The organism is Klebsiella sp. M5al (assembly GCF_002090195.1).
GTDB lineage: Bacteria > Pseudomonadota > Gammaproteobacteria > Enterobacterales > Enterobacteriaceae > Klebsiella > Klebsiella grimontii.
The window spans coordinates 3,843,576-3,867,478 of record NZ_CP020657.1 but is presented as its reverse complement, the minus strand read 5'-3'; the positions used below and the strand labels follow the sequence as shown (position 1 = coordinate 3,867,478).

Genomic DNA, 23,903 nt, shown 5'->3' with positions numbered 1-23,903 from the left:
GGAGAGCGCTGCTCCCCGATCGGTTACTGCATGACGCCTTTCATGCGCGGGGTGAGTGCGCCGTAGTCGTTAATCGTCCGGTAGGTAATCTCGCGACCTGCATCGGGCGGTAAACTGACGCTGGCTTCGCCCATCGGCGGGACCAGCGCATTTTTCAGCACCCGGGTGCCGGCGTTGAGTTCGGTGACCGTCAGGTAATAAGGGGTGGGGTTAATCAGCATGAGCGCATTCCCGCTGCGGCGAAACGTCAGCTTTTCCGCGGCCTGATCCGGCGGCAGCGCCAGTTTAGCCGGGCGGTAATAGAGCTTAATGCGGCTGATGATCGCCAGCTGCAGGGTGTTATCGCTGAGCTTTGATTTGTCCATCGACGGGATCGCCTTGACGTTCATCCAGAACAGCGTTTCCCGATCCTGCGGCAGCTGGTTGTTGGTGGCATCAAGGATGCGCAGGGTATTCTCTTTCTTCCCCTGCATGGCGAACAGCGGCGGGGTGATAACAAAGCTTCCGTCCTTCGCGCCGTCGGCATTTTCCACCCAGGACTGGATCAGATAGGTATTGTCATCGTTATTCGTTACCGCCAGCTGCGCCTGTTTCTGCCCCGCCGGATAAATTACGCGGGTAGCACCCAGCGCCACGCCGGCCTGCGACTGAGTCGAAAAACCGGCGGTGGCGATCAGTAAAAGTCCCGCCAGTAAACCGCGCATCCCGCGCGTGGTAGCCAGTCTATTTTTCATATTTATCTCTTTCTTTCTCACGGTGATTTCCTGTTACCGGCGCTGATTACTGGTAGGTCAGGGAGAACCAGGCCTGAGCATTCGCGGCTCCTCCGGTGACCTGACTCCCGGTGGAACGATATTTAGCGACAAAATGCAGCGTGGTTGGCCCGGTGTGCAGCTGCGCCCATGCCCCTGCTGGCGCGTTGAGCGGGATCTGGCTGCCGGTTTTATCAAACAGGGCAACGCCAATGCCGGTAGCGATCCCCGGCCCCTCGCCAACCGAGAGGACATCCGGATTTTTACCATCGGCGACGCCGTGAAACGCCACGCCAACGCGCTGGCTCACGGCGGTACTGCACTCCTGTAGGTGAATATCGAAAGGGACGGGATTGGTGTCTTCCCCGGCCGAATGAAACCGATTGCTGCTGATTTGCCCCATCTTGACCGTCATCTGCCGGTCTCCCGCTTCAACGCGGCAGGACTCGGCAATGACGATCCCCTGGAAGCGCATGTTCCCGCCGGGCAACATCACCTCCCAGTTACCGGCCAGCGCCAGCGGTGGTAGCAAAAATATCAACAGACCCGACTTCATCTTTTGCATCGTTATCACCCCAGTCTTATTTGGATAACGGGCCATCCTGGCCCGATGCGCCTCCTTGCCTGATGAAGAAATTACTCGTATTGCACTTTAAAGGTGGCGTCCGCGTTAGCAGTACCGGCCGTCGCGACACCGGTCGCAAAGTAGCGAGCCTGGAACGGGATGACGTTGGTACCATTGCTGAGGGTGGTTTGCGCGCCGAAAGTCGCGCCATCCAGCGCCAGCGGGGTACCGGTACGGTCAAGGATCTGTACGCCGACGTTAGTCGCGCCGCCCGCGGCAGAACCCTGCAGGGCCAGAACGGTTGGGTTGGTACTGTTAATCGCCGTGCCAGCAAAAGCAATGGCGGCCTTCTCGGAAACGGTGATATCGCAATCATTCAACTGGATGTTGAAGCCCACGGGAGAGCTGGTGCTGCCTGCGGTGGCGAGTTTCGCTGAACGAACCTGGCCTAACTGAACTGTCTGATCGAGAGAACCGGCATCCACTGCGCAGGCCGCATTCACCACTTCACCTTTAAAATGTACCGTGCCGCCGTTCACCGTAACGGGATCGGCTGCCAGGGCTGCAGTAGCGCTCAGGGACAGTGCTGAAAAAACGATAACGGCTAATTTGTTCATGGTAAAACTCCTGTTTATGAATAATCCTGAAGCGATGCTTCACTTAAAAAGACATTTATTGTTGAAAAATAAATTTTGAAACGTAATCCTATTTTTACAGCCTAATTTATTCATCAGGTTGCGACGGTGGGTATAAATAGTCTTAAGTTTCACGCCAAACTCTTCTGCGATCTCCTGGTTGCTTTCCCCTCTGCTCAACATGCTTAATATCTGCTTTTCACGCAGACTCAGCTGGAACTTAGTATGATAATTTCCTGCAGTTTCTTTCTTTAAAAAGAAATTCAGAATACTTCTGGTGTTACTCTTTTTGTCTAGTACCGTTACTTTGCCAAAGAGTTCGGACTTATAGAACGCTAAGTCGCTGGATGCAAAGGCGACAATGTTTTTATTCGAAAAATAAATCCACTCCGCACCGGGAAGGTCGTTAGAGTCCAAATCTATAATCAAAAAGAAATTGTCAATAAACTCTTCTCCAAGCAATTCAATCAGGCCCAGAGTAAAATATTTATCCTTAGATAAAATATTAGTTGATAGATTCATATCTGAACGCGATCTCATCCTTGGGTTGACCTTTAACTCAGCGTTAATAACACCATTCAGCGAATTGAGGGTAATCTAACATTGCCCGCCTCAATGAGACATGTCGCTGACGCTCTAAAAGATATAACGGCCATTAAGCTGTTTTTGTGTGGTGTTTTTGTTTGTATTTATATTTTTTATTGGTGTTAAATTTTGTTATTATATTTATTTGTAGTTTTTTATAAAGCAAAGATGATAGGGAGAGGTTATCATTAAAGCCTCAACAATAGCCCTGCTCTTTGTATTGGAATTTTCTTAGGGAATATTCCTTGTTAAAGGCGTGGGATTTTCTATCTTAGTGCAGCAAAAATTTTTAAGAGCTTCTGAAGAGCCCTATAGAGGTGACCCGAGTATACCTTTTCCGCTCGCATCAGAACGCTAATTCTGCGGGGGAAAATAGCATCGTATTTATTCAGAAGCGATGACGGATTGACTACGGAACCCAAACTGCCGTGCTGAAGCGATGGCTGGCAGTATAATTGAGGCGATGATGCAAAAGTCTTTTATAGCCGGGCTGGGATTCGGAGCGTGATATTAAGATACACGGGCTGAAAAGCATGGGGTTCGTTCGCAGCCTGTCTTCACCCTCGTTTGTCAGTGTAATGAATGGATATTAATGTGCCAGGGAGTTTTTTCTCTGCTATCGCCTGGAGGAGACGCCGTTGCAGAACGCATTTGGGGGTATTAAAGAAGGCGGTACGGCTGCCATGAGAGAGTGGAAAAGCAAAAAGCCCGCTCGAAAGCAGGCTTCTTAAATTTGGCTCCTCTGACTGGACTCGAACCAGTGACATACGGATTAACAGTCCGCCGTTCTACCGACTGAACTACAGAGGAATCGTGTGAACGGGGCGCATATTAACGATGACCATCCCCCTTGTCAAAGCCTGAATCACCTGCGCTTGTTCGTTTGCTGACAATTTCAACAGTGTGCCTGTTTTTCCGGCATTGGCCGGCCGGGTGCACCGTTGCAGTGCATTTATACCCCTAATGGGGCATACCGCAATCCGCTTACCGGGCAACAAAATCGCAGTTTGCTATCAGTATCCCTTATTACGCGGCCTGCAGCGGCATTTGCGTCTGTGGTAAAAAGCTGGCAAGCAAATTGCAAAACCTTCTGTATCTAAACGGCCAGTGTTGGTACTGGTGTTCCTTACAGGAGGCAAAATGAACTTAAGACGACTGAAGTATTTCGTGAAAATCGTCGATATCGGCAGTCTGACCCAGGCCGCTGAAGTCTTGCACATCGCACAACCGGCGTTAAGCCAACAGGTTGCGACCCTGGAAGGCGAGCTGGACCAGCAGCTGTTGATCCGCACCAAGCGCGGCGTCACGCCGACCGAAGCGGGCAAGATCCTTTACACCCACGCTCGCACTATCCTGCGCCAGTGCGAGCAGGCGCAACTGGCGGTCAACAACGTCGGTCAGACGCTAAGCGGCCAGGTGTCAATCGGTCTGGCGCCGGGGACGGCGGCTTCGGCCATTACCATGCCGCTGCTGCAAACGGTGCGTAATGAGCTGCCGGAAGTGATGGTCTATTTGCAGGAAAGCAGCGGAACGATCCTCAACGACAAGCTTATCGACGGTCAGCTGGATATGGCCGTGCTCTACGAACGCTCGCCGGTCGCCGGGATCGTCAGCCAGCCGCTGCTGAAAGAAGATCTCTACCTGGTCGGCACCCGGGATTGTCCGGGGCAGAGCGTGGATTTGACGGCGGTTGCGGAGATGAATCTGTTCCTGCCGCGCGATTATAGCGCCGTCCGCGCGCGGGTCACCGAAGCTTTCACCCTGCGTCGCCTGTCGGCAAAAATTATCGGCGAAATTGAATCCATCACCACCCTGACGGCGGCCATTGCCAGCGGCATGGGCGTCACCGTACTCCCGGAATCCGCCGCCCGTTCGCTGTGCGGCGCGGCTAATGGCTGGATGGCGCGCATCAGCACGCCGTCAATGAGCCTGTCGCTGTCGCTTAATATGTCGGCTCGCGGCAGCCTATCACCGCAGGCGCAGGCGGTGAAGGAAATTTTGATGTCGCTGGTGAGTCGCCCGTCGCTGGAAAACCGTGAATTATTGTTAGTCAGTTAGGCTATATTCCTGGATGGAATAAGTTGCTGGTTTTTATTATTTGTTAGCAGGGACAACAGACTTTAACAATAGTGCCTATGTTATGTCTGATAGCCCGGAGGAAAGGGTGAACTTCCAGCAACTCAAAATTATTCGTGAAGCGGCCCGTCAGGATTACAACCTGACGGAAGTCGCCAATATGCTCTATACATCGCAATCGGGCGTCAGCCGTCATATTCGTGAACTGGAAGAAGAACTGGGGATCGAAATCTTTATCCGCCGCGGCAAACGTCTGCTGGGGATGACGGAGCCGGGCAAAGCGTTACTGCTGATTGCCGAGCGTATTCTTAATGAAGCCAGCAACGTTCGCCGCCTGGCTGACCTGTTTACTAACGATGCCTCCGGCGTCTTAACCATCGCCACCACCCATACCCAGGCGCGCTATAGCCTGCCGCCGGTGATTAAAGCCTTCCGTGAACTCTTTTCCGACGTGCGTCTTGAGTTAGTTCAGGGGACGCCGCAGGAAATTGAAGCGCTGCTGCACAACGGCGGCGCGGATATTGGTATCGCCAGCGAGCGTCTGAGCAACGATCCGACGCTGGTGGCTTTTCCCTGGTTCCGCTGGCACCACAGCCTGCTGGTCCCCAAAGATCACCCGCTGACCCAGGTGACGCCGTTAACCCTCGATGCCATCGCCCGCTGGCCGCTCATTACCTATCGTCAGGGAATTACCGGCCGCTCGCGTATTGACGAAGCCTTTAACCGTAAAGGACTGATGCCGGATATCGTATTAAGCGCTCAGGACTCCGACGTCATCAAAACTTACGTCGAACTGGGGCTGGGAGTTGGGCTGGTAGCGGAACAGTCAGGCGACGCGCGCGAGTCTGATACCTTTACGCGTCTCGATACCCGCCATTTGTTTGACGCCAATACCGTCTGGCTGGGCCTGAAGCGCGGGCAGCTGCAGCGAAACTACGTCTGGCGCTTTATTGAACTGTGCAACGCGGGGCTGTCGCTGGAGGAAATTAAACGCCAGGCGATGGAGCCGGAAGAAGCGGCGATTGATTATCAGATTTAGCAGGATGATAAATCAGATATGAGATAGCAAACGAAGCTATAATTTATTCACGATTATCGCCACAAAGGAAGGGAAATTGTGCGGCGTGTGAAACTGCTTTGTTCTCTTATTATGATCCTCACCAGCCAGAGCGCTCTGGCGGTGAGCTACCCGTTGCCGCCGGAAGGAAGCCGCCTGGTGGGCAGTCCGCTGACCATCACTATTCCGCAACATAATACCCAGCCGCTGGAGGCCTTCGCCGCTCAGTACGGCCAGGGTCTGAGCAACATGCTTGAGGCCAACCCCGGCGTCGACGTATACCTGCCGAAATCGGGTTCCACGCTGGTGGTGCCGCAGCAGCTTATTCTGCCCGCCACGGTACGCCAGGGCATTGTGATCAACGTTGCAGAAATGCGTCTCTACTACTATCCACCTGAAGGCACAACCGTTGATGTTCTGCCGATTGGCATTGGTCAGGCAGGACGCGAAACCCCGCGTAACTGGGTCACCGCCGTGGAGCGTAAGCAGGAGGCGCCAACCTGGACGCCAACCGCCAATACCCGTCGTGAATACGCCAGTCGGGGCGAAAGCCTGCCCGCGTTTGTGCCGGCCGGGCCGGATAACCCAATGGGGCTGTATGCGATTTACATCGGCAGGCTCTACGCGATTCATGGCACCAACGCCAATTTCGGTATCGGCCTGCGCGTGAGCCAGGGCTGCATCCGCCTGCGTAACGACGATATCAAATACCTGTTTGATACCGTTCCGGTCGGAACGCGCGTGCAAATCATCGATCAGCCGGTGAAATATACCGTCGAGCCGGACGGCAGCCGCTGGGTTGAAGTCCACGAACCGTTGTCGCGCAACCGCGCGGAGTATGAATCGGACCGTAAGGTGCCGCTCCCGGTCACGCCGGCGCTTCAGGCCTTTGTGAAGGGGGAGGGCGTGGATGTGAATCGCGCGGAGCAAGCGCTTGAACGCCGCTCCGGTATGCCGGTGGCGATTGGGCATTCAGCTATGCCGGCAGGTAGCGGATTTTAACCTTTTCCGCCACGCTGAACGGTTTCTGCGCGCCCGCGGGTGCCGGGCGCTATTGGTCGTCGTGGAGATTCATGTTGGGTATTTAGCTTCATCTCCTTGAGCTTAACCAAAGGGATGTTTTTTAAATGCGCTATGGGCTTCATATAATTCAGCAGCGGATTGAATATGATTAAAGTCTCCCGCATAAACCACGTGGGGGATCATCGACTGAATAAATGTCCAGATTACCGTACTCGTTACTGCCACCTGATCGGGGACCGCGGCCGCCGGACGGTTTTCCAGCAGGGTATTCCACTCCCTGCAGGCCGCCAGCAGCTGAATCGTGATGCGCTCTATCCACGGATTATGCTGCTTTTCCGCCGGGCGCAGGTTGTGTTCATACACGTTCTGCACCGCCTTTTCACCCGCGGCGAGAATAAAGCCCAGCGTTTGCAGATCGCTTGCCTGCGCCAGTGGATCGACCGGCAGCAGCTTGCGCGCCGGGGAGGCCTGGCCTTCAAAATAGGCCAGTATCAGCGACGAGTCCATCAGGCGAATTCCGTTATCCAGCAAAAGCGTCGGCGCTTTTACCGCGGGATTGATGCGGGAAAACGCGTCAAAGCTGCTGAATACCGACAGCGGGTGACTTTCAAACTCGACGCCGTAGAGTTCAAGAGAAATCGCCACACGCCTGACATAAGGCGAATCCATCATGCCGATAAGTTTAATCATGATTCCTGTTTTCCTGTCTCTGTGAAATGACGCATCTCAATTCATTAATACGAATGGGGACTCAGTAGCGGCGGGTTAACGCTTCATCACCGGTGGTGAACAGACATTACAATAAATTGTGCATAGCGAATATCATCGGTATCTAACGGATCGGGTTAGTATTACTGACAGGTTGTTGGTCACGTATATTGAGTTAAGCTGCGGGAGTGAAGCATGTCGGATTTTCCACCTATTGCCAGTTTGCGTAGTTTTGAAGCCGTGGCCCGGCTTGGCAGCGTGACGCTGGCGGCGAAAGAACTTCACGTTACGCATTCAGCCATCAGCCAGCAGATTAAAGTGCTGGAGGAGATGGTCGGCTTAAAGCTGTTTATCCGTCACGGTCGCGGCGTGCAGATTAATGAAGACGGGCGGCTCTATGCCTTACAGGTCCGCGAGGCGTTGCATCATATCGCTGATGCCACCCGGCTGGTGCAGGTCAAACCGAGAAGGCAGGAGCTGACGCTGGCGATGGTACCCTCCTTTGGTAGTCACTGGTTAGTGCCGCGACTGGAGCGGTTTCGGGCGACATATCCCCATATCTCGCTGCGCATACAGGCGAGTCTGGCGATCGCCAACATGCAGCAGGAAGGGATTGATATGGCGATCCGAATGGGCAAAGGCGACTGGGAAGGAATGGAAAGCCATTATCTTTTCGCCGATGAGCTTATCGTCGTGGCCGCGCCATCCTATAACGACGGCGCGCTTCCCCGAACACCATCAGAGATAGCGAAGAGTAAAATTATCTTCTCGATGGAGTCGTGGAAAACATGGTGCATTAATGCGGGACTTGAAAGAGAGATTGTGCCCGGCGGTTTGTGCATCAACGACTCGAACCTGGTTCTGGAGGCCGTCCGGCTTGGTAAAGGTATCGCGCTGGAACGCCGCTCGTTAGTCCAGGATGCGCTCTGCAGAGGCGAACTGGTCCAGCTTACGCCTTTCACCGCCCCATATCCGTGGCCTTACTGGCTGGTGTCGCCACAGGCCGCTGAACAGAAAACCGAAGCCGTTCTGTTTAAGGCCTGGCTTGATGAGGAGGTTGCTGCATGGGGTCAACAAACTGACGCGCTGGAAAAGAAACATCCGCGAGACGGAAACCGTCGCTCCCGCCCGGAGGCGGGATACCCTGAGAACATTCATAACATGGGTGATGTCGATGAATAAAAATATTCTCCAGCAATAGAATTTGAAAAGGCGAGTGAAAATAATCTGGCTTAAAAACCGACCTTATAACGCGCTTTTGTCTTGTCGATACGCCTGATGCCTCTTCGGTTTTGTCGTCCGGTCGCCATCCCGCGCCATTAACGCTGCCCGGTTCCGTTTTACCGGCGCAGCGCGGGCGCTAAATACCGCTAAACCAGTTATAGCCCTGATCCTCCCAGTAGCCGCCGGGGTTGGTATCGCTGACGAAAATGGCGGCGATATGCTTGGCGTTTTTGAACCCCAGCTTGGTCGGCACCCGCAGTCGTAGCGGAAAACCATACTCCGCCGGCAGCGACTTACCGGCAAAATCCAGCGCCAGAATGGTTTGCGGGTGCAGCGCGGTGGCCATATCAATACTGGAATAATAGCGATCCGCGCACTTAAAGCCGACATAGCGCGCGTTGAGGTCGGCGCCGACATGTTGCAGGAACAGTTTTAGCGGTACGCCGCCCCATTGACCAATCGCGCTCCAGCCTTCAATGCAGATCAGCCGGGTGATCTGGCTCTGTTGCGGCAGACGCTGTAGCTGTTCCAGCGTCCACGGCGCTTTTTTCTCCACTTTACCGGAGACTTCCAGACGATAGTCGAACAGATCGACTTCCGGCGCGTTATATTGCGGATAAAAAGCGTTAAACGGAAAGGGGTGGGTAATTTGGTCCGGACGGTAAGTCTGGGCCAGGCGCTGGCCGCTGAACAGCCAGGACTGGACCCGATCGTTCCAGCGCGACATAGCCCACAGCACTTTGTCGACTTGATCGCCATCCTGCATGTTGCATCCGGTCAGCATCGCCACGCCTCCCAGCGTCAGCCCGGATCGCAGGAGTAATCGGCGCTGCACATTTACCAGCTGTTTTTTCTGATCCGGCTCGAGCGCGGGCGCCCGGCGGGTTGGCGCTTTACCCTTCATGTTTGCCTCCTGACAGCATGGCCCACAGGGTGGAAGGTACGATTAACACCATCAGCACATGGATAACGACGAACAGTCCGATGCCCGCCATGGCGCAGAAGTGGACATAGCGCGCGACAGGAAAACCGCCAAACAGCGCCACCAGCCAGTAGAGCTGTACCGGTTTCCAGATAGCCAGCCCGGAGAGCACCAGCAGCAGGCCGAGCGCCATAACGCCGAGGTACATAAGCTTTTGAATCGCATTGTAATGGCCGAGGCGGTGGTTCAGCCGCAGCGTTAAGGTCAGCCAGATATCCTGCCGGAGCGCGGCCAGACGTAGCGGCAGCAGGTCGCGGCGTAGATGGCCGCTGAACAGACTCCACAGCAGGTAGCAAACAGCGTTAACGACCAGCAGCCACATGACCGCCAGGTGCCAGCCAATCGCGCCGCCCAGCCAGCCGCCCAGGGTGAGGGAGGGCGGAAAGCGGAAGTCGAACAGCGGCGAAGCGTTGTAGATTTCCCAGCCGCTCATGAACATACCGATCATGGCGACCAGATTCACCCAGTGGGTGAGCCTGACCGGCCAGCGATGTACTGGCCGCGACGCGTTGGTTTTCATGCACGTCTCCTGGATTACATCGGCGGTACGGTGCCGTCTTTTCCGGCGGAAATGCGGGTGGCGACGCGTTCGCCTTTATCGTTAGTGGCGGAGAACAGCACGATATGCGTACCGGGCTTCAGCAGGCCGCGATCGCCGGGATTGATGGTCACCACTGGCGTATCGTCAGGGACGATGACGTTTTTTTGCCGATCGCCGTATTTAACGGTTAGCGTGCGGCCGTTGGCGTTTACCAGCTTGCCGATGGTGCCGTTGGTCATGGTGTTGATTTTACCGTCCGCGGACTCCCACGGAGAATGCCCTTCGCCCGTGCCGCGGAGGCTGGCGGCAAACACGTGTACTTCCAGCGCCTTCAGGCTACCGTCGGCCTGGGGGACCGCTGCGGTGCCGATAAAGCTGTCCGGCTTGATATCGTCGATCGAACCTTTGGCGACGCTAAAAACCTGCGTTTTGTCGTTGAGCTTTACGTCGACCTTTTCCCCTTGACGGTTGCTGATTTGCAGAGCGGTATCCGAGACCTGATCGATGGTGCCGCGCAGCGGCGTGATAGCTTTAGCCGGCGTCTGCGCCGCAGTGGCTATGCCGCTGCAGAGCATCAGGGTAGACAACAGTAAACCGGCAATACGATGGCGTGTATGCATGACATTCTCCTGTGATGGTTTGCCGGTTAAGCATGGCCAGGGGATCGGGACAACACCATGTCCGTTTGATGACATTAATGTCATCAAGCCGCGGCGCAGAAACTGTTAATCTGTCCGCAGACGTGAAGAGGTGGTAAGCATGCGCATATTAGTGGTGGAAGATGATATCGGGACCGGTAATTACCTGAAAAAGGGGTTAACGGAGGCCGGATACGGCGTTGACTTGGCGCGCGACGGTACCGACGGCTTATTTCGGGCGCTGGAGTATGGTTACGATGCGATAGTGCTCGACGTCATGCTGCCCGGGCTTGACGGCTGGCAGATTATTGATGTTTTACGCAAGAAAAGCGATGTGCCGATACTGTTTCTTACCGCCCGCGACGAGGTGCAGGACCGTATTCATGGCCTGGAGCTGGGGGCGGACGATTACCTGGTCAAACCTTTCTCCTTTACCGAACTGGTGCTCAGGTTGCGTACGCTGTTGCGCCGCGGAACCGTACGGGAATCCGATCGCTATGAAATTGCCGACCTGCATATTGATGTGCTGCGGCGCAGAGCCACCCGTCAGGACACCGTGATACCGCTGACCAACAAAGAGTTTATGCTGCTGCATCTGCTGGTCCGGCGTGAAGGAGAGGTGCTGTCGCGCACCATGATCGCCTCGCAGGTATGGGATATGAATTTCGACAGCGACACCAACGTGGTGGATGTGGCGATCAAACGCCTGCGCGCCAAAATCGACCGGCCGTTCGATATCAAACTTATTCATACCGTCCGCGGCATCGGCTACGTTTGCGAGGTTCGTTGATGAACGTGCTGGCTCGCCGTTGGCAGGCGACATCGCTGACGTTGCGAAGCGCCGTTCTGTTTGCCCTGGTTGCAGCGCTGGTGGTCAGCGCCGCTGGCGGATACTTATATCACGCCATGCGTCAGGAGATGATTCACCGTAGCGATCTGCAGGTGACCGGGCGCATAGAATATTACCGAAACGTACTCAGTAAACGCTTTCCGCTGGAGCGGCTGGTGGCGAACACTGCGATGTTCGAAAACATGTTGGGCAACGAGCAGGACGTTTTAATCTTTCGTATTCCGGGACAGGCGCCGTTAATTAATGTGAATCCTGCCAGGGTTCAATTACCGTCGGTGACGCCGACGCCGGCGGATCGTCCGCAGCGCCTGAATGAGGTACAGAGCGGAATGACCGGGCAGGGGGTTCCGCTGCGTGTGGCGTCGGGGCTGGTGACGCTGGAAGATGGCAGGGTACTGCAAATTTCTGTCGCGCATGTGATGGTAAATGAACAGAAAATGCTGGCGCGCTACCTGTGGCGCGTCATCGCGGCGGTGGCGGTGGCCTTTCTGGCGATTGCGCTGCTGGGCTACTGGGTGATGCGTCGCGAGCTGCGGCCATTAAGGCGTATGGCCGCAGAGGCGGCGATCATCACGCCCAGTACGCTGGCGACTCGCCTGAGCGAACAGGACGCGCCGCAGGAACTGCAGCAGCTGATTGTCTCCTTCAACGCCATGCTCGACAGGCTCAACGAAGGCTATCAGCGCCTGACGCGGTTTTCCGCCGATCTGGCCCACGAGATCCGCACACCGATAGGGGCGCTAATGGGCCAGTGTCAGGTGGCGCTGTATCAGCCTCGCAGCGTGGAGGAGTATGAAACGTTGCTCTCCAGCAACATGGAGGAGTTGGAACGCATTTCACGCATGGTGGAAAATATTCTGTTTCTGGCGCGCGCCAGCCATGCGCAGTCGGTGCTGAACTGCCGGGAACTGGATATTGCTCAGGAGCTACAGCGTGTCGCGGATTATTTCGAGGGGCTGGCGGAGGAGCGCGATATTCAGCTGATTTGCGAAGGCGAAGGGCAGCTGTGGGCCGATGCGATGCTGTTCCAGAGGGCGTTAAGCAATCTGGTGGCCAACGCGGTTCGCTATGCCGATGAAGCGAGCCAAATCATCTTACGAGCCGGCATGGAAGAAAACCGACAGGTCATCCAGGTGATTAATCAGGGCCCGCCGATCGCGCAGGTACATCTGGAAAAGCTGTTTGAGCGTTTCTATCGCGCAGACGCCGCGCGCAGTAGCCATGCCAGCGGGCTGGGATTGTCGATCGTACGCGCAATTATGACTCTGCACGGCGGTGAGGCTCGCGCTCAGTGCCTGTCGCAGCAGCCGGGCGCGCAAATCGTTTTCAGCCTGATTTTCCCGAAACGCTCAGCGTAGCGGTAAACAAAAATCCCGCTTAGTTTCCATAAGCGGGCTTCTTAAATATAGCTCCTCTGACTGGGAGCGCCTTTGCCATTAACGGGCTGATTGAAAAGCTACATCCCGAAATTAGGGTTGTCGAGACTCTCTGAGTTGCAGGCGGGAGACCGAGAGAACGCCAGTGACGCGCGACAGCTCAGCATGCACTGTGCCAATACCTGAACGGCTTTTTCGGGACAGGTCGTAAAACGGTGAATCCCTTGCATGTTATTCACTGAAATAGCCGAATGCGTCTTCAGCTTTGCAGTAACGACGCATGAATCTCGTGTCCCATCTCTCCATAATCAATTTTATAGGTTTACACCTATATAGCATTTGACCTATATTGATTTGGAGGTCCCGTGTGGATGATTAAAACAACGGATACGTTTGAGCGCTGGTTTACCTCGTTCAACGATACCGATAGGGCCAGCGTGCTTGCAGCGTTGTTGGTCCTGCGAGAAAAGGGGCCGGGTTTGTCCAGACCTAATGCCGATACGCTGAGAGGCTCCCGCTACAGCAACATGAAAGAGTTGCGTATTCAGAGCCGGGGCGAGCCGATACGGGCATTTTTCGCTTTTGACCCGGCCCGTACCGGCATTGTGCTTTGTGCCGGTAATAAGGTTGGCAATGAAAAACGTTTTTACGATGAGATGCTCCCTGTTGCTGAGCGGGAATTCACGAACTGGCTGAAGACATTCAAAGAGAAGGAGTAACGCGATGGGCAGAACGTTGGAACAGCTGATGGCGGATGAAAAACCGGAAGTCGTGGCTGACGCCCGGGCTATGGCGGCGGACATCCTGCTCAACATTCACCTTGCAGAACTGCGTGAGAAAGTACAGAAAACGCAGGTCGAGATGGCGCAGGCGCTGGGCATCAGGCAACCTACCGTTGCAGGCATGGAAAAACCAGGCCGTGACCTGAAGCTTTCCACGCTTAAACGCTACGTTGAAGCCACCGGCGGCAAGCTACGTCTTGATGTTGAGTTGCCGGATGGTTCTCACTACGGATTTGAACTGTAAACCGTGAGCGGTTGAGCAGCGGAACGGTCAGCATGAAAAGCTCGACAAGGTGGCCTTCACGCTTTTGCTGATGCCCCTCCGGCGCAGCCCGGATACGGAAGCTGCACCGCATTTCGTTTATCCAATCCGCGGTAATTCTTTGAACCACCAAAACAGTTTTCTATTATCGGCCTTCTTTGTTACGCACTAAGCTCCCGCCGTTCTGAAAACGCTGGAACTGTCGACGGACAGCGAAGTCGGCATGACCATTAATAATGGCTGCCTGATTATTGAACCCCAGAAACGGCCCCATTATTCGCTTGAGGAACTGCTGGCGCAGTGCGATCCGCACGCCGAAATGAGCGAAGAGGATCGGGAATGGATTGATGCGCCTGCGGTGGGCAAGGAGATCCTGTAAATGGACAGAGGAGAAATCTGGCTCGTTTCACTGGATCCGATTGTAGGCTACGAGCAAAGCGGAAAACGTCCCGTGCTTATCGTATCGAAGGCATCGTTTAACAAGCTGACCCGGCTACCCGTTGTTGTTCCCATCACCAGCGGTGGAAACTTTGCTCGCACGGCAGGTTTCACCAGTTTCACTGGCAGGGGCAGGGACAAAAACGATTGGCGTTATTCGCTGCGACCAGCCCAGAACCATTGATATGGCTGCCCGGAATGGCATGCGGCTGGAAAGCATACCAGACGCTATGGTAAATGAAGTGCTTGCCAGGCTGGATGCTATTTTGAGTTAACGCCAGGATGCAGAAAAGCAAAAAGCCTGCTTCAAAAGCAGGCTTTTCAAATTTGGCTCCTCTGACTGGACTCGAACCAGTGACATACGGATTAACAGTCCGCCGTTCTACCGACTGAACTACAGAGGAATCGTTGTGGAGTCGTATCTTAGCGGCGAAAAAACTTTTGTCAAACATCTATTCGCCGTCCGTTGCTCAACTGGCGCATCCATCAACAAATTGTCGCCATTATCGACAATTTATCGGGAAAAATGCTTTGCAGGATTAGCTTTTCTCTATCATCATTTGAAATGTAGTTTCAACTTTTCTCACTAAGGTCTCCCTTGAACGTCACCGCCGCCTTACGCCAGTCCGTCGAACGCACGTCCTGGTTTAAAAAACGCAAGAGCTATCGCGTCCTTTACTGGCGTGAAATCAGCCCGCTTGCGGTCCCGATTTTGCTGGAAAACGCCTGCGTACTGCTGATGGGCGTGTTGAGTACTTTTTTGGTTAGCTGGCTCGGTAAAGAGGCCATGGCGGGCGTTGGCCTGGCCGATAGCTTCAACATGGTGATTATGTCCTTTTTTGCCGCCATCGACCTCGGTACGACCGTGGTGGTGGCGTTTAGCCTGGGCAAACGTGACCGGCGGCGGGCAAGGGCGGCAGCGCGCCAGTCGCTGGCGATAATGACCCTGTTTTCGATTATTCTCGCAGCCGTTATCCATGCTTTTGGGGCGGAAATTATCAATTTTGTCGCCGGCGATGCGACAGAAGAGGTGAAAGGCCTGGCGCTCACCTACCTTGAACTGACGGTATTGAGCTACCCGGCGGCGGCAATCGCCCTGATCGGCAGCGGTGCGCTACGCGGCGCCGGAACCACTAAAATCCCGCTGTTGATCAACGGCGGGATGAATATCCTCAACATTATCATCAGCAGCATCCTGATTTACGGCATTTTCTCGTGGCCCGGTATGGGGTTCGTCGGCGCCGGTCTTGGATTGACAATTGCCCGCTACATTGGCGCGGTGGCCACGATTTGGGTGCTAATGATCGGTTTTAACCCGGCGCTGCGCATTTCGCTGAAGAGCTATTTTAAGCCGTTTAACTTCGCCATTATCTGGGAAGTGATGGGTATCGGTATTCCCGCCAGCATTGAATCGGTCTTGTTCAACGGCGGCAAGCTGCTGACGCAAATGTTTGTCGCTGGGATGGGCACTAACGTGATTGCCGGCAACTTTATCGCCTTCTCGGTTGCCGCGCTGATCAACCTGCCGGGGAACGCCCTCGGTTCAGCATCGACCATTATCACCGGCCGACGTCTCGGAAAAGGGCAGATCGGCCAGGCAGAGCGTCAGGCGTGGCATGTCTTCTGGCTGTCGACCATCATTTTGACGGTGATTGCCTGGGGAACCGCGCCGCTTGCCGGTCTGATCGCCTCGTTCTATACCAGTGAAGAAGATGTCAAAGTGGTGGTAAAAGAGCTGCTGTGGCTGAACGCCTTCTTTATGCCGATCTGGGCGATGGCCTGGACGCTGCCGTGCGCCTTTAAAGGGGCGCGTGACGTGCGCTACACCATGTGGGTCTCAATGCTTGGCATGTGGGGCTGCCGCGTGGTGGCGGGCTATACGCTGGGGATTGTACTGGGGATGGGGGTTATCGGCGTTTGGCTCGGGATGGTGCTTGACTGGGCGGTGCGCGGCGTTCTGTTTTACTGCCGAATGGTCAGCGGGCGCTGGCTATGGAAGTATCCGCGAACGAAAGCGCAGAGGGAAGAGACCAGTGCGCCGGCCAAAGAGAGCTAATCTCACAGAGCGAAGCGGGACTTTTCGCCCAAAGTGGAGAATTATTCGGCAAACGGTTTGAAATGTGAAAACAGCCTTTGACAAGGTGGGGCGCCATCGATAATATGCGCCCCGTTCACACGATTCCTCTGTAGTTCAGTCGGTAGAACGGCGGACTGTTAATCCGTATGTCACTGGTTCGAGTCCAGTCAGAGGAGCCAAATTTAAGAAGCCCGCTTAAGGAAACTTAAGCGGGCTTTTTGCTTTCTATTCCATAGACACGATGGCGGCAACGTCGGGGCACAGAAGAACATACCCTGCGTACCATCAGGTTTTTAAAACCAGGATACAATTAGGGAAATTAGCCCGATCGCGACTGTCCAGAAAAAAAACGTTGCTAATAAAATAAACAGGCGGATATTCCCTATGGTTAATTTCATAAAGCTGTCTTCCCTACTTTTACGAAAATAGTCCATTGCTGATCGCGATAGATAAGCATATCCATGGTTGCTTACCGTCGACATGCGCAATTTAACTCTGGTAATGTAGTAACAAGATATTTGTTGCAAATAACCTGTCGCTATTAAAGGATGATTCCAGGGGGAGAGTAACGCCCATAGGTAACTCTTTGATTATTTTGATCTCTCAATGGCACTGTCTATCTTGTACCGCTTTTTGGTTGCTTGTGAATTTATGTAATTAATTTAATAGGTTACGAGACCCCATTCAAGTGTTAATCAAGCCACAGTGGGACGTTTTATGATCATGTGACAAATGTTGTTAATATGTTAACAGTGTGTTTTTTTAATCGATGCAGTTATTTTTTTAATCTCGGCAGTTTAGCAATAATATTTCTCGGATAGGCGGTATGGCCATTTTCGGAGGAATTTTTACCATTAAAGAAAATAAACACTTTATTGTATTACGGCAGGAGAGTGGTTATTGGCTCTCTGGCCGAACGACTCTCCTTCGCTAACGCTTAGTCCGGAGGGCATAAATATTTCACGCCACCCGGACTGAGTTTATTCTGCGCGTATGATATCAGCGCTTAGCGGAACGGCGGTTCGTTGAAGGTTCTCAGCTTGCGCGAATGCATGTGGTCGCCTTCGGCGCGCAACAGGTCAATCGCCCGGATACCAATCTGCAAATGTTCGGAGATAGCCCCTTCATAGAAGCGGTTCGCCTGGCCCGGCAGCTTAATTTCGCCGTGCAGCGGTTTATCGGAGACGCACAGCAGGGTGCCGTAGGGGACGCGGAAGCGATAGCCCTGGGCGGCAATGGTCGCGCTTTCCATATCGATAGCCACCGCGCGGCTGAGGTTAAAACGCAGCGCCGAGGCCGAGTAGCGCAGCTCCCAGTTACGATCGTCGGTGGTGACCACCGTTCCGGTACGCAGCCGCTGTTTCACTTCTTCACCGGGCATGCCGCTGACCTGCTTCGTGGCGTCGTAGAGCGCGCGCTGAACTTCGGCAATGCTCGGAATCGGGATATCCGGCGGCAGCACCGCATCCAGCACATGGTCGTCGCGCAGATAGGCGTGGGCCAGCACGTAGTCGCCGATATTCTGGCTTTCACGCAGGCCGCCGCAGTGGCCAATCATCAGCCAGACGTCCGGACGCAGCACCGCCAGATGGTCGCAGATATTTTTGGCATTCGCCGGACCGACGCCAATATTAATCAGCGTGATCCCCTGGCCGTCTTTGGTGATCAGGTGCCAGGCGGGCATCTGGTGCTTTTTCCACGCCAGATCGGAAATCGCCTCTTCCGGCGCCTCCGTGTCCGCCGTTATCCAGATCCCGCCCGCGCAGGAGAGGGCGATATAGGGACTCTCGGGATCGAGAATTTGGCTACAGCCCCAGCGCACGAACTCATCGACGTAGCGGGTGTAGTTGGTAAAAAGCATATACGGCTGGAAATGATCAACCGGCGTGCCGGTATAGTGACGCAGGCGCGCCAGCGAGAAATCGACGCGGCGGGCGTCGAAGTGCGAAAGCGGATAGTATTCCGTCGAATGAAACAGACCATCGGCGGTTTCATCGCCAATTTGCGACAGCTCGGTGGTGGGGAAAAAACGCGTCAGGCCGGCGCTCATTGAACGATCGAGCGTAAGCTCTGAGCCATCAATGACGTACGGATAGGGGATCTCATGCTGCGATAGCCCGACGGTAATCGCGGCATCGTAATCCTGATACAGCATGGTGAGCTGTTCCAGCAGATAGGCGCGAAACAGTTTAGGGTTAGTGATAGTGGTGGTATAGCAACCGCTATGGGTAAAACGACCCCAGGCCCGGGTTTTTAACGCTTTATGTTCCGCTCCGTCCCACGATACCGACAGCTGCGGGTAAACGAACAGCCCTTCCGCACGGGCGCTATTCTCGGGGAGGATATTATGGTGAATATAGTCGCCGATGGCTTTACGCAGTGCATTGACCGATTTTTCATAGAGCGCTTCGAGTTGCCTAAGCGCCTGTTCTGGGGTCAGCCTGGCGGCTTTCTGGTTCATGACTTACTCCTTGTTTCTGCTCTGCTGACGTTTTGCTTAGTATGTCACAGGCTGAACCAGGCGTAGGATAATTTCACCCGCTGAGTTGAGAAAGTACTGAGATTAGAACCGGTTGATGCCAGGGTACGTCGCTTAATGCGCGGTGATATTCACGATGGCGCCCCAGCGTTCAGCGCTAAAATGCGTAGCGTTGAGCACTTTAATCGTGATCGACTTATCGCCGTTGATGCAGTACAACGCGTTAGCCAACGGCGTGAGCTTATCGCCTTCCTGTAAACGTCGGCCGCAGGGCGTGAGTTCGGCAATGATCGTTAACTGGCCGCTTTGCAGAACCGCGTGGGTAGGTGTAGACGTCGAGTTCTCGTGTATTTTCTTAATCCACCATTCCATTTGTTTATTCCTGACCTGTTACACTCCGGCGATAATTCATGTTTGCTTCTCATCTGACAATAAGAACAGGCGGTTGGTTTAGTCTATGTTTAATAAGTGAATCGCAGGATCGGATCCGCTTTGAGTATTACCCACGCCCTCGCAGCTAAAGAGATAATTCGGACAGAAATATGGCAATGATGCGTTTTACCCGCCTGCTGAATAAGTCGGGCTTAAGAATGGTCTCGGTGGTGAAAAAAGCCATTATTGGGCTGCTGGTGGTCGTGATCGTCTTTTTTATTGGCCGTATTTACGAGTCGCAGCGCGGCCCGGCGCTGCACCGCTGGCATACCTGGACGGCGAATGAAATGACCGCCAGCGAGATTGACCACGCCACTTTTGCTGAATACCAGACGCGGGAAGCGGCGATCTTTCGCGATATGAAAAGCAAAATTACCGACACGCTGAGCGACGATGAAAAAACGGCCATTAACCGCTTTTACGCGCAAAGCCTGGTCTATCCGGATAAGTTTCATCCCGACTGGAACCGCTCCTTTATTCTGCTGCCGCAGGGCAAACCGCGCGGCGCGGCGGTGCTGCTCCACGGCCTGACGGATTCGCCCTACAGCGTGCATTATCTGGCGCAGCGCTATCAGCAGCAGGGATTTGTCGCCGTCGCGCCGCGGCTGCCCGGACATGGGACCGCCCCCGGCGCGCTCACCGGGGTGGATCGCGAAGAGTGGATAGCGACAACCCGGCTTGCGGTGCGCGAAGCGACGCGGCTGGCGGGGGATGACGCGCCGCTGCACGTGGTTGGTTACTCCAACGGCGGGGCGCTGGCGCTGAAGTACGCCCTCGATAGCCTTGAGGATAAATCGCTGCGCCGGCCGCAGCAGGTCATCCTGCTGTCGCCGATGATTGGCGTGACCGCATTTGCCCGTTTCGCCGGGCTGGCCGGTTTACCCTCTGTGTTTCCGGCCTTCGCCCGCGCGGCGTGGCTGAACATCGTGCCGGAATTTAACCCCTATAAATACAATTCGTTCCCGGTGAAGGCGGCAAGGCAGTCGTGGCTATTGTCGCAGGCGCTGCAGCAGCAAATCGTGCAGGAAGCACAGAGTAAGCGGCTTTCTGAACTGGCGCCGGTGTTAACTTTCCAGTCGGTGATGGATTCCACGGTCAGCACCCGGGCGGTGGTGGATTCGCTCTATCGCTATCTGCCGGATAACGGTAGCGAACTGGTGATTTTCGATATTAACCAGGCGGCGAATTTGCGCGCGCTATTCCGCCCGTCGCTCTATTCGGCGGTCAATACGTTATTGCCGCCGGCGCCGCGGCCCTACGGCACCACGGTGATTACCAACGCCGCGCCCGACACCTATGAGACGGTAGCCCGCACCACGCTTGCTGGAACGCGAAGCGAAACCGTGACGCCGCTGCATATCGCCTGGCCGCAGGATATGTACTCCCTGTCGCACGTGGCGGTGCCGTTCCCGCTGAGCGATTCGCTCTATGGCCGGGAACCGGCGGAGAAAAATCGCTACGGGATCAGCATCGGGACGATCTCGTTGCGCGGAGAAACCGCTACGCTGAGCGTCGGGCTGGATACGCTGATGCGCGTCACGTCCAACCCGTTTTTCCCGTGGATGATGGTGAGAATTAACCATCATATCGCCTGTAGCGATCGGGCTGATATCGCTGCCTGTCTCCGTCCTGAGTCGGCGGCGTCAGAATAGCGTAAGGTGCATCACGGTACGGATGGCGATCCCGGCGATTGCGCCGGTCGCGGCGAAGCGGAACAGGCGTACGAAGCGCGAGCTGACGCCCAGAAAGATGCCGATGCCGGGGAGGTCGAAGGTCTGCACCAACAGGCCTGCCGAGGCGTTGATCTGGCTTACGGTTACTTTACCCTGCTGAACGAGCTCGGAGACCACGCCGAAGTAGGCCGTACCGCCGGCCACGCATTTGACCAGCGCCGGCAGCACGAAGTTAACCGGGATATTCAGCCACAGCAGCAGCGGCATCAGCAGGCGCTGGAGCATCTCAATCAGGCCCGCCGCCTGCATAAAACCGACGATAGCCAGCGACAGGATCAGCATGGGCACCGCGCCGAGGGCCAGGCGAATGGCGTCGGCGCCGGCGCTGTTGATAACGGCGATAATCCCCTGGCTATTTTGTTCGGCCTCAGGCAGCGCTTCGGCCCGCGCGTTTTCAACCATTGACAGCCTGCGGCCGGTGATATGCCAGGTGACCGCGGCGGCGCACAGTCCGCCGACAATCGAGATAACGATAGAGGCCAGCCAGTGCAGGCCGAAGGGCGTTAACGGATAAAACACGTTGCCTTGGCCCATGGCGAAAAGCATCGCCAGCGTGGCGGCCATCTGCCGGTCCGAAGCGCCGCGTTTATCCATAATCGCGAGGGTCGCCAGCGGGGCGGCGAAGCTGACAAAATTCATCTGAATCAGGGCAAACGCGCTCATCCCGGTTAAGCCGAACGGCTTAAGCAGCGGGGCGAGCCAGCGAACGATAACGTCCAGTACCCCGCGTACCTCGAGATATTTCATCACGATGAGCATGACGACCATGATTGGCAACAGCGTATAAAGCGCCACATCGACGGACGTTTTCCCCGCCGACATAATAATGCTGATGAAGTCCATCTATTTCTCAATCACTACGGACAGAAAGGATAATTAGCGCCATCATAATACCAGCGGCAAGGAATTGAAATCGCCGTGGCGGTTCTCACTGTCCTGAAATGGGCGCTTAACTGGACTTGCAATTAGCCCCTGGCCGGTGCAGAAAATTTGTCTGCCGATATTTGCAAAGCCTGTTTTTTGTTCCCAAACTGAATGAACACCGGGCGACTTTCTTTAAGGATAAAACTATGCAACGTTGTCTGCGGGTAGCGTGGGGAATTGTGTTTATTTTCGCCTTTTCAGTACAGGCTGAAACTAAAATATACGGCGAGCAGCGCGTCAGCGGCTGGTGGAACTGGCTAAAAAACGATGTCTCGCAGACCTGGAATGAGCCGCAAAACTACGATCTTTATCTGCCGTTTCTCAGCTGGCACAACCGCTTTATGTACGATAAAGAAAAGACCGATAACTATAATGAAATGCCGTGGGGCGGAGGATTTGGCGTGTCCAGATATAACCAGGAGGGGAACTGGAGTTCGCTCTATGCCATGCTGTTCAAGGATTCGCACAACGAGTGGCAGCCGATTATCGGCTACGGCTGGGAGAAGGGCTGGTATCTTGATAGTCGCCGCGATTTTCGCCTTGGCCTTGGCGTCACCGCCGGCATCACCGCCCGCGATGACTTCGCCAACTACGTGCCGCTGCCGATTATTTTGCCGCTTTTCTCCGCCAGCTATCGTCGTCTGAGCGTGCAGTTCACCTATATTCCCGGCACCTATAACAACGGTAACGTGCTGTTCGCGTGGCTACGCTACGGTTTTTAGCCATGCGCGGGCGGCGGCTGGCGCCTTACCCGACCGACAAAGAGAACCTGAATCCTTTCCCCGGGCCCGGTAAGGCGGCGTCCACGCGGCCAGGAATCACAGATCGTCAAATCGTAATCACTTTTTTGATTAGCGAATTGGACAGCGCCAGCATCGAAATCAGCACCGAAGTAATAAACGTGAGGACAATCAGCATTAACTTTGTCCCCAGCGAGTTAATCGGGATAAATGCGGTGAGCAGGTGAAAAACCGAGTAGTGGAGAATATAAACGCCGGTCATCGTTTTGCTAATGGTGGCGAGAAGGGTCTCTTTAAACTCGCTGTTTTTACGAAAACGCACGCCGTTGGCTGCAATAACCAGCGCAACCACCAGAATATAAATTTGTGAACCGGTCAGAATGAACGCATTTCTGTCGGCCTTAAACAGGGCGAAAAAGAAATGCCGCTCGTAAAACCAGGTGAAAAGATAAATAAACGGAATGGCGATCATCGCGCCTTTGACCACTTTTTCACGCCTGAGCCAGTCGGCGACCAGCGGGTCGCTGAACAGCTGACCGGTCAGATAAAATAGCAGCCAGGTCCACAGGCGGTACTGCGGCGCCAGGCTTAGCGCATGAATATCAGGATACAGCGCGGAGAGAAGATCGTAACCATACGAGAGAAGCAGCAGGGAGAACACCGTGGCAAAGAACGCTGCGCGCCTTTGGCTGAGCCACTCGATAACCGGGTGAAAGGTGTAAATGACGATAAACGCAAACACAAACCATGGCTGGATAAGATAGCCGCGCTGGTAGGGCTCCCAGAGATAGTACACCGTCATCCAGAATAGAAAGACGATCACCACGCTCTTGATTTTGCCCAACTGCCATTGTGAATCGTGGCGAGACTGCGAATCCAGATAGCCCGCCACCACAAAAAACAGCGGCGTGGCGATAGTCGAAATAAACGTCAAAAACCCGAGGATCCAGTGATAGTCATAATCATAGCTATCCCAGGTGTTATAAATGGTGAAAAAAGTCACCGCCGTCATGCATCCCAGCGT

24 protein-coding genes, 3 tRNA genes and 2 pseudogenes are annotated in these 23,903 nt (G+C 54.7%); 15 read left to right on the top strand and 14 right to left on the bottom strand.

The genetic code is table 11. From position 1 onward, the window contains the following. Nucleotides 1–23 precede the first annotated feature (23 nt). From BWI76_RS18655 to BWI76_RS18635, 5 genes are all read right to left on the bottom strand, one after another. The gene (locus BWI76_RS18655; protein ID WP_004138862.1) at nt 24–734 is read right to left on the bottom strand and encodes a fimbria/pilus periplasmic chaperone; all 711 of its coding nucleotides are present in this window, start codon (nt 732–734) and stop codon (nt 24–26) included. A gap of 46 nt (nt 735–780) precedes the next feature. Then, nucleotides 781–1,317 (bottom strand): fimbrial protein, encoded by a 537-nt coding sequence (locus BWI76_RS18650; RefSeq protein WP_049085579.1) that lies wholly within the window; start codon nt 1,315–1,317, stop codon nt 781–783. Nucleotides 1,318–1,388: 71 nt separating this feature from the next. Continuing rightward, nucleotides 1,389–1,934 (bottom strand): type 1 fimbrial major subunit FimA, encoded by a 546-nt coding sequence (fimA, locus tag BWI76_RS18645; RefSeq protein WP_024359983.1) that lies wholly within the window; start codon nt 1,932–1,934, stop codon nt 1,389–1,391. Nucleotides 1,935–1,973: 39 nt separating this feature from the next. Next, on the bottom strand, nt 1,974–2,474 hold the full coding sequence (locus BWI76_RS18640; RefSeq protein ID WP_004138868.1) for a helix-turn-helix domain-containing protein: 501 nt from the start codon (nt 2,472–2,474) through the stop codon (nt 1,974–1,976). Between the two features lie 797 nt (nt 2,475–3,271). Next, nucleotides 3,272–3,347 (bottom strand) — tRNA-Asn (locus BWI76_RS18635). A gap of 330 nt (nt 3,348–3,677) precedes the next feature. On the opposite strand from BWI76_RS18635, the gene nac reads away from it, so the two are divergent. From nac to ldtA, 3 genes are all read left to right on the top strand, one after another. Beyond that, entirely contained in the window at nt 3,678–4,595 is a 918-nt protein-coding gene (gene nac, locus BWI76_RS18630; protein WP_004132716.1) for a nitrogen assimilation transcriptional regulator NAC, read from the top strand. A gap of 106 nt (nt 4,596–4,701) precedes the next feature. Continuing rightward, nucleotides 4,702–5,652: an HTH-type transcriptional regulator Cbl gene (gene cbl / locus BWI76_RS18625; RefSeq protein ID WP_004122262.1), complete on the top strand. Its 951-nt coding sequence runs from the start codon at nt 4,702–4,704 to the stop codon at nt 5,650–5,652. Between the two features lie 78 nt (nt 5,653–5,730). Further along, nucleotides 5,731–6,672 carry a L,D-transpeptidase gene (gene ldtA, locus BWI76_RS18620; protein ID WP_004132719.1) on the top strand — a complete coding sequence of 314 codons (942 nt, stop codon included), beginning with the start codon at nt 5,731–5,733 and terminating at the stop codon, nt 6,670–6,672. Nucleotides 6,673–6,774: 102 nt separating this feature from the next. Here the strand turns inward: ldtA and BWI76_RS18615 are convergent, their stop codons facing one another. Continuing rightward, nucleotides 6,775–7,383, bottom strand: coding sequence for a glutathione S-transferase family protein (locus BWI76_RS18615; protein ID WP_004132722.1), 609 nt, complete (start codon nt 7,381–7,383; stop codon nt 6,775–6,777). A gap of 213 nt (nt 7,384–7,596) precedes the next feature. On the opposite strand from BWI76_RS18615, the gene BWI76_RS18610 reads away from it, so the two are divergent. Then, a complete protein-coding gene (locus tag BWI76_RS18610; protein ID WP_004132725.1) occupies nt 7,597–8,583 on the top strand; it encodes a LysR substrate-binding domain-containing protein in 987 nt (328 codons plus the stop codon). 178 nt (nt 8,584–8,761) lie between these two features. Here BWI76_RS18610 and BWI76_RS18605 read toward each other — a convergent pair whose 3' ends face one another. From BWI76_RS18605 to BWI76_RS18595, 3 genes are read right to left on the bottom strand one after another with little or no spacing between them, the layout of a single operon-like run. Beyond that, nucleotides 8,762–9,529: a molybdopterin-dependent oxidoreductase gene (locus tag BWI76_RS18605; protein ID WP_004132727.1), complete on the bottom strand. Its 768-nt coding sequence runs from the start codon at nt 9,527–9,529 to the stop codon at nt 8,762–8,764. Then, nucleotides 9,519–10,127 (bottom strand): cytochrome b/b6 domain-containing protein, encoded by a 609-nt coding sequence (locus BWI76_RS18600; RefSeq protein ID WP_004132729.1) that lies wholly within the window; start codon nt 10,125–10,127, stop codon nt 9,519–9,521. The genes BWI76_RS18605 and BWI76_RS18600 overlap by 11 nt, the downstream gene beginning before the upstream one ends. Nucleotides 10,128–10,141: 14 nt before the next feature. Beyond that, entirely contained in the window at nt 10,142–10,768 is a 627-nt protein-coding gene (locus tag BWI76_RS18595; protein WP_004132731.1) for a hypothetical protein, read from the bottom strand. 139 nt (nt 10,769–10,907) lie between these two features. Here BWI76_RS18595 and BWI76_RS18590 point away from each other — a divergent pair, with 139 nt between their 5' ends. The 6 genes and pseudogenes from BWI76_RS18590 to BWI76_RS18565 all read left to right on the top strand — a co-directional run bounded on the left by BWI76_RS18590 (nt 10,908) and on the right by BWI76_RS18565 (nt 14,769). Continuing rightward, nucleotides 10,908–11,576: a heavy metal response regulator transcription factor gene (locus BWI76_RS18590; protein ID WP_004132733.1), complete on the top strand. Its 669-nt coding sequence runs from the start codon at nt 10,908–10,910 to the stop codon at nt 11,574–11,576. Then, nucleotides 11,576–12,994 (top strand): heavy metal sensor histidine kinase, encoded by a 1,419-nt coding sequence (locus BWI76_RS18585; protein WP_004132735.1) that lies wholly within the window; start codon nt 11,576–11,578, stop codon nt 12,992–12,994. The genes BWI76_RS18590 and BWI76_RS18585 overlap by 1 nt, the downstream gene beginning before the upstream one ends. Before the next feature lie 383 nt (nt 12,995–13,377). Then, nucleotides 13,378–13,731 (top strand): type II toxin-antitoxin system RelE/ParE family toxin, encoded by a 354-nt coding sequence (locus BWI76_RS18580; protein ID WP_004132737.1) that lies wholly within the window; start codon nt 13,378–13,380, stop codon nt 13,729–13,731. A gap of 4 nt (nt 13,732–13,735) precedes the next feature. Beyond that, nucleotides 13,736–14,038, top strand: coding sequence for a helix-turn-helix domain-containing protein (locus BWI76_RS18575; RefSeq protein WP_004132739.1), 303 nt, complete (start codon nt 13,736–13,738; stop codon nt 14,036–14,038). 193 nt (nt 14,039–14,231) lie between these two features. Continuing rightward, nucleotides 14,232–14,435: pseudogene (locus BWI76_RS18570) on the top strand (hypothetical protein); the annotation flags it as partial. Further along, a pseudogene (locus BWI76_RS18565) lies at nt 14,436–14,769 on the top strand (type II toxin-antitoxin system PemK/MazF family toxin). Nucleotides 14,770–14,822: 53 nt separating this feature from the next. Here the strand turns inward: BWI76_RS18565 and BWI76_RS18560 are convergent. After that, nucleotides 14,823–14,898 (bottom strand) — tRNA-Asn (locus BWI76_RS18560). A gap of 6 nt (nt 14,899–14,904) precedes the next feature. Here BWI76_RS18560 and BWI76_RS28790 point away from each other — a divergent pair. The 3 genes from BWI76_RS28790 (at nt 14,905) to BWI76_RS18550 (ending at nt 16,750) form a co-directional block, all read left to right on the top strand. After that, the gene (locus BWI76_RS28790; RefSeq protein WP_219192691.1) at nt 14,905–15,084 is read left to right on the top strand and encodes a DUF5951 family protein; all 180 of its coding nucleotides are present in this window, start codon (nt 14,905–14,907) and stop codon (nt 15,082–15,084) included. Nucleotides 15,085–15,092: 8 nt separating this feature from the next. Then, nucleotides 15,093–16,550: an EmmdR/YeeO family multidrug/toxin efflux MATE transporter gene (locus BWI76_RS18555; protein WP_004136541.1), complete on the top strand. Its 1,458-nt coding sequence runs from the start codon at nt 15,093–15,095 to the stop codon at nt 16,548–16,550. Nucleotides 16,551–16,674: 124 nt separating this feature from the next. Next, a tRNA-Asn gene (locus BWI76_RS18550) sits at nt 16,675–16,750 on the top strand. An 827-nt stretch (nt 16,751–17,577) separates the two neighbouring features. Here BWI76_RS18550 and BWI76_RS18545 read toward each other — a convergent pair. Further along, the gene (locus BWI76_RS18545) at nt 17,578–19,032 is read right to left on the bottom strand and encodes an AMP nucleosidase (protein WP_049089250.1); all 1,455 of its coding nucleotides are present in this window, start codon (nt 19,030–19,032) and stop codon (nt 17,578–17,580) included. 132 nt (nt 19,033–19,164) lie between these two features. After that, on the bottom strand, nt 19,165–19,422 hold the full coding sequence (locus BWI76_RS18540) for a signal transduction protein PmrD (RefSeq protein ID WP_004136545.1): 258 nt from the start codon (nt 19,420–19,422) through the stop codon (nt 19,165–19,167). A 170-nt stretch (nt 19,423–19,592) separates the two neighbouring features. Here BWI76_RS18540 and BWI76_RS18535 point away from each other — a divergent pair, with 170 nt between their 5' ends. Then, a complete protein-coding gene (locus tag BWI76_RS18535) occupies nt 19,593–21,134 on the top strand; it encodes an alpha/beta hydrolase (protein WP_049089252.1) in 1,542 nt (513 codons plus the stop codon). On the opposite strand, the gene BWI76_RS18530 is transcribed toward BWI76_RS18535, so the two are convergent. Beyond that, nucleotides 21,126–22,058: a nucleoside recognition domain-containing protein gene (locus BWI76_RS18530; protein ID WP_004136550.1), complete on the bottom strand. Its 933-nt coding sequence runs from the start codon at nt 22,056–22,058 to the stop codon at nt 21,126–21,128. The genes BWI76_RS18535 and BWI76_RS18530 overlap by 9 nt on opposite strands. Nucleotides 22,059–22,285: 227 nt before the next feature. On the opposite strand from BWI76_RS18530, the gene pagP reads away from it, so the two are divergent. After that, nucleotides 22,286–22,861 (top strand): lipid IV(A) palmitoyltransferase PagP, encoded by a 576-nt coding sequence (gene pagP, locus BWI76_RS18525; RefSeq protein ID WP_004136552.1) that lies wholly within the window; start codon nt 22,286–22,288, stop codon nt 22,859–22,861. A 106-nt stretch (nt 22,862–22,967) separates the two neighbouring features. Here pagP and BWI76_RS18520 read toward each other — a convergent pair whose 3' ends face one another. Beyond that, nucleotides 22,968–23,891: an acyltransferase gene (locus BWI76_RS18520; protein WP_170960578.1), complete on the bottom strand. Its 924-nt coding sequence runs from the start codon at nt 23,889–23,891 to the stop codon at nt 22,968–22,970. Nucleotides 23,892–23,903: the final 12 nt, after the last annotated feature.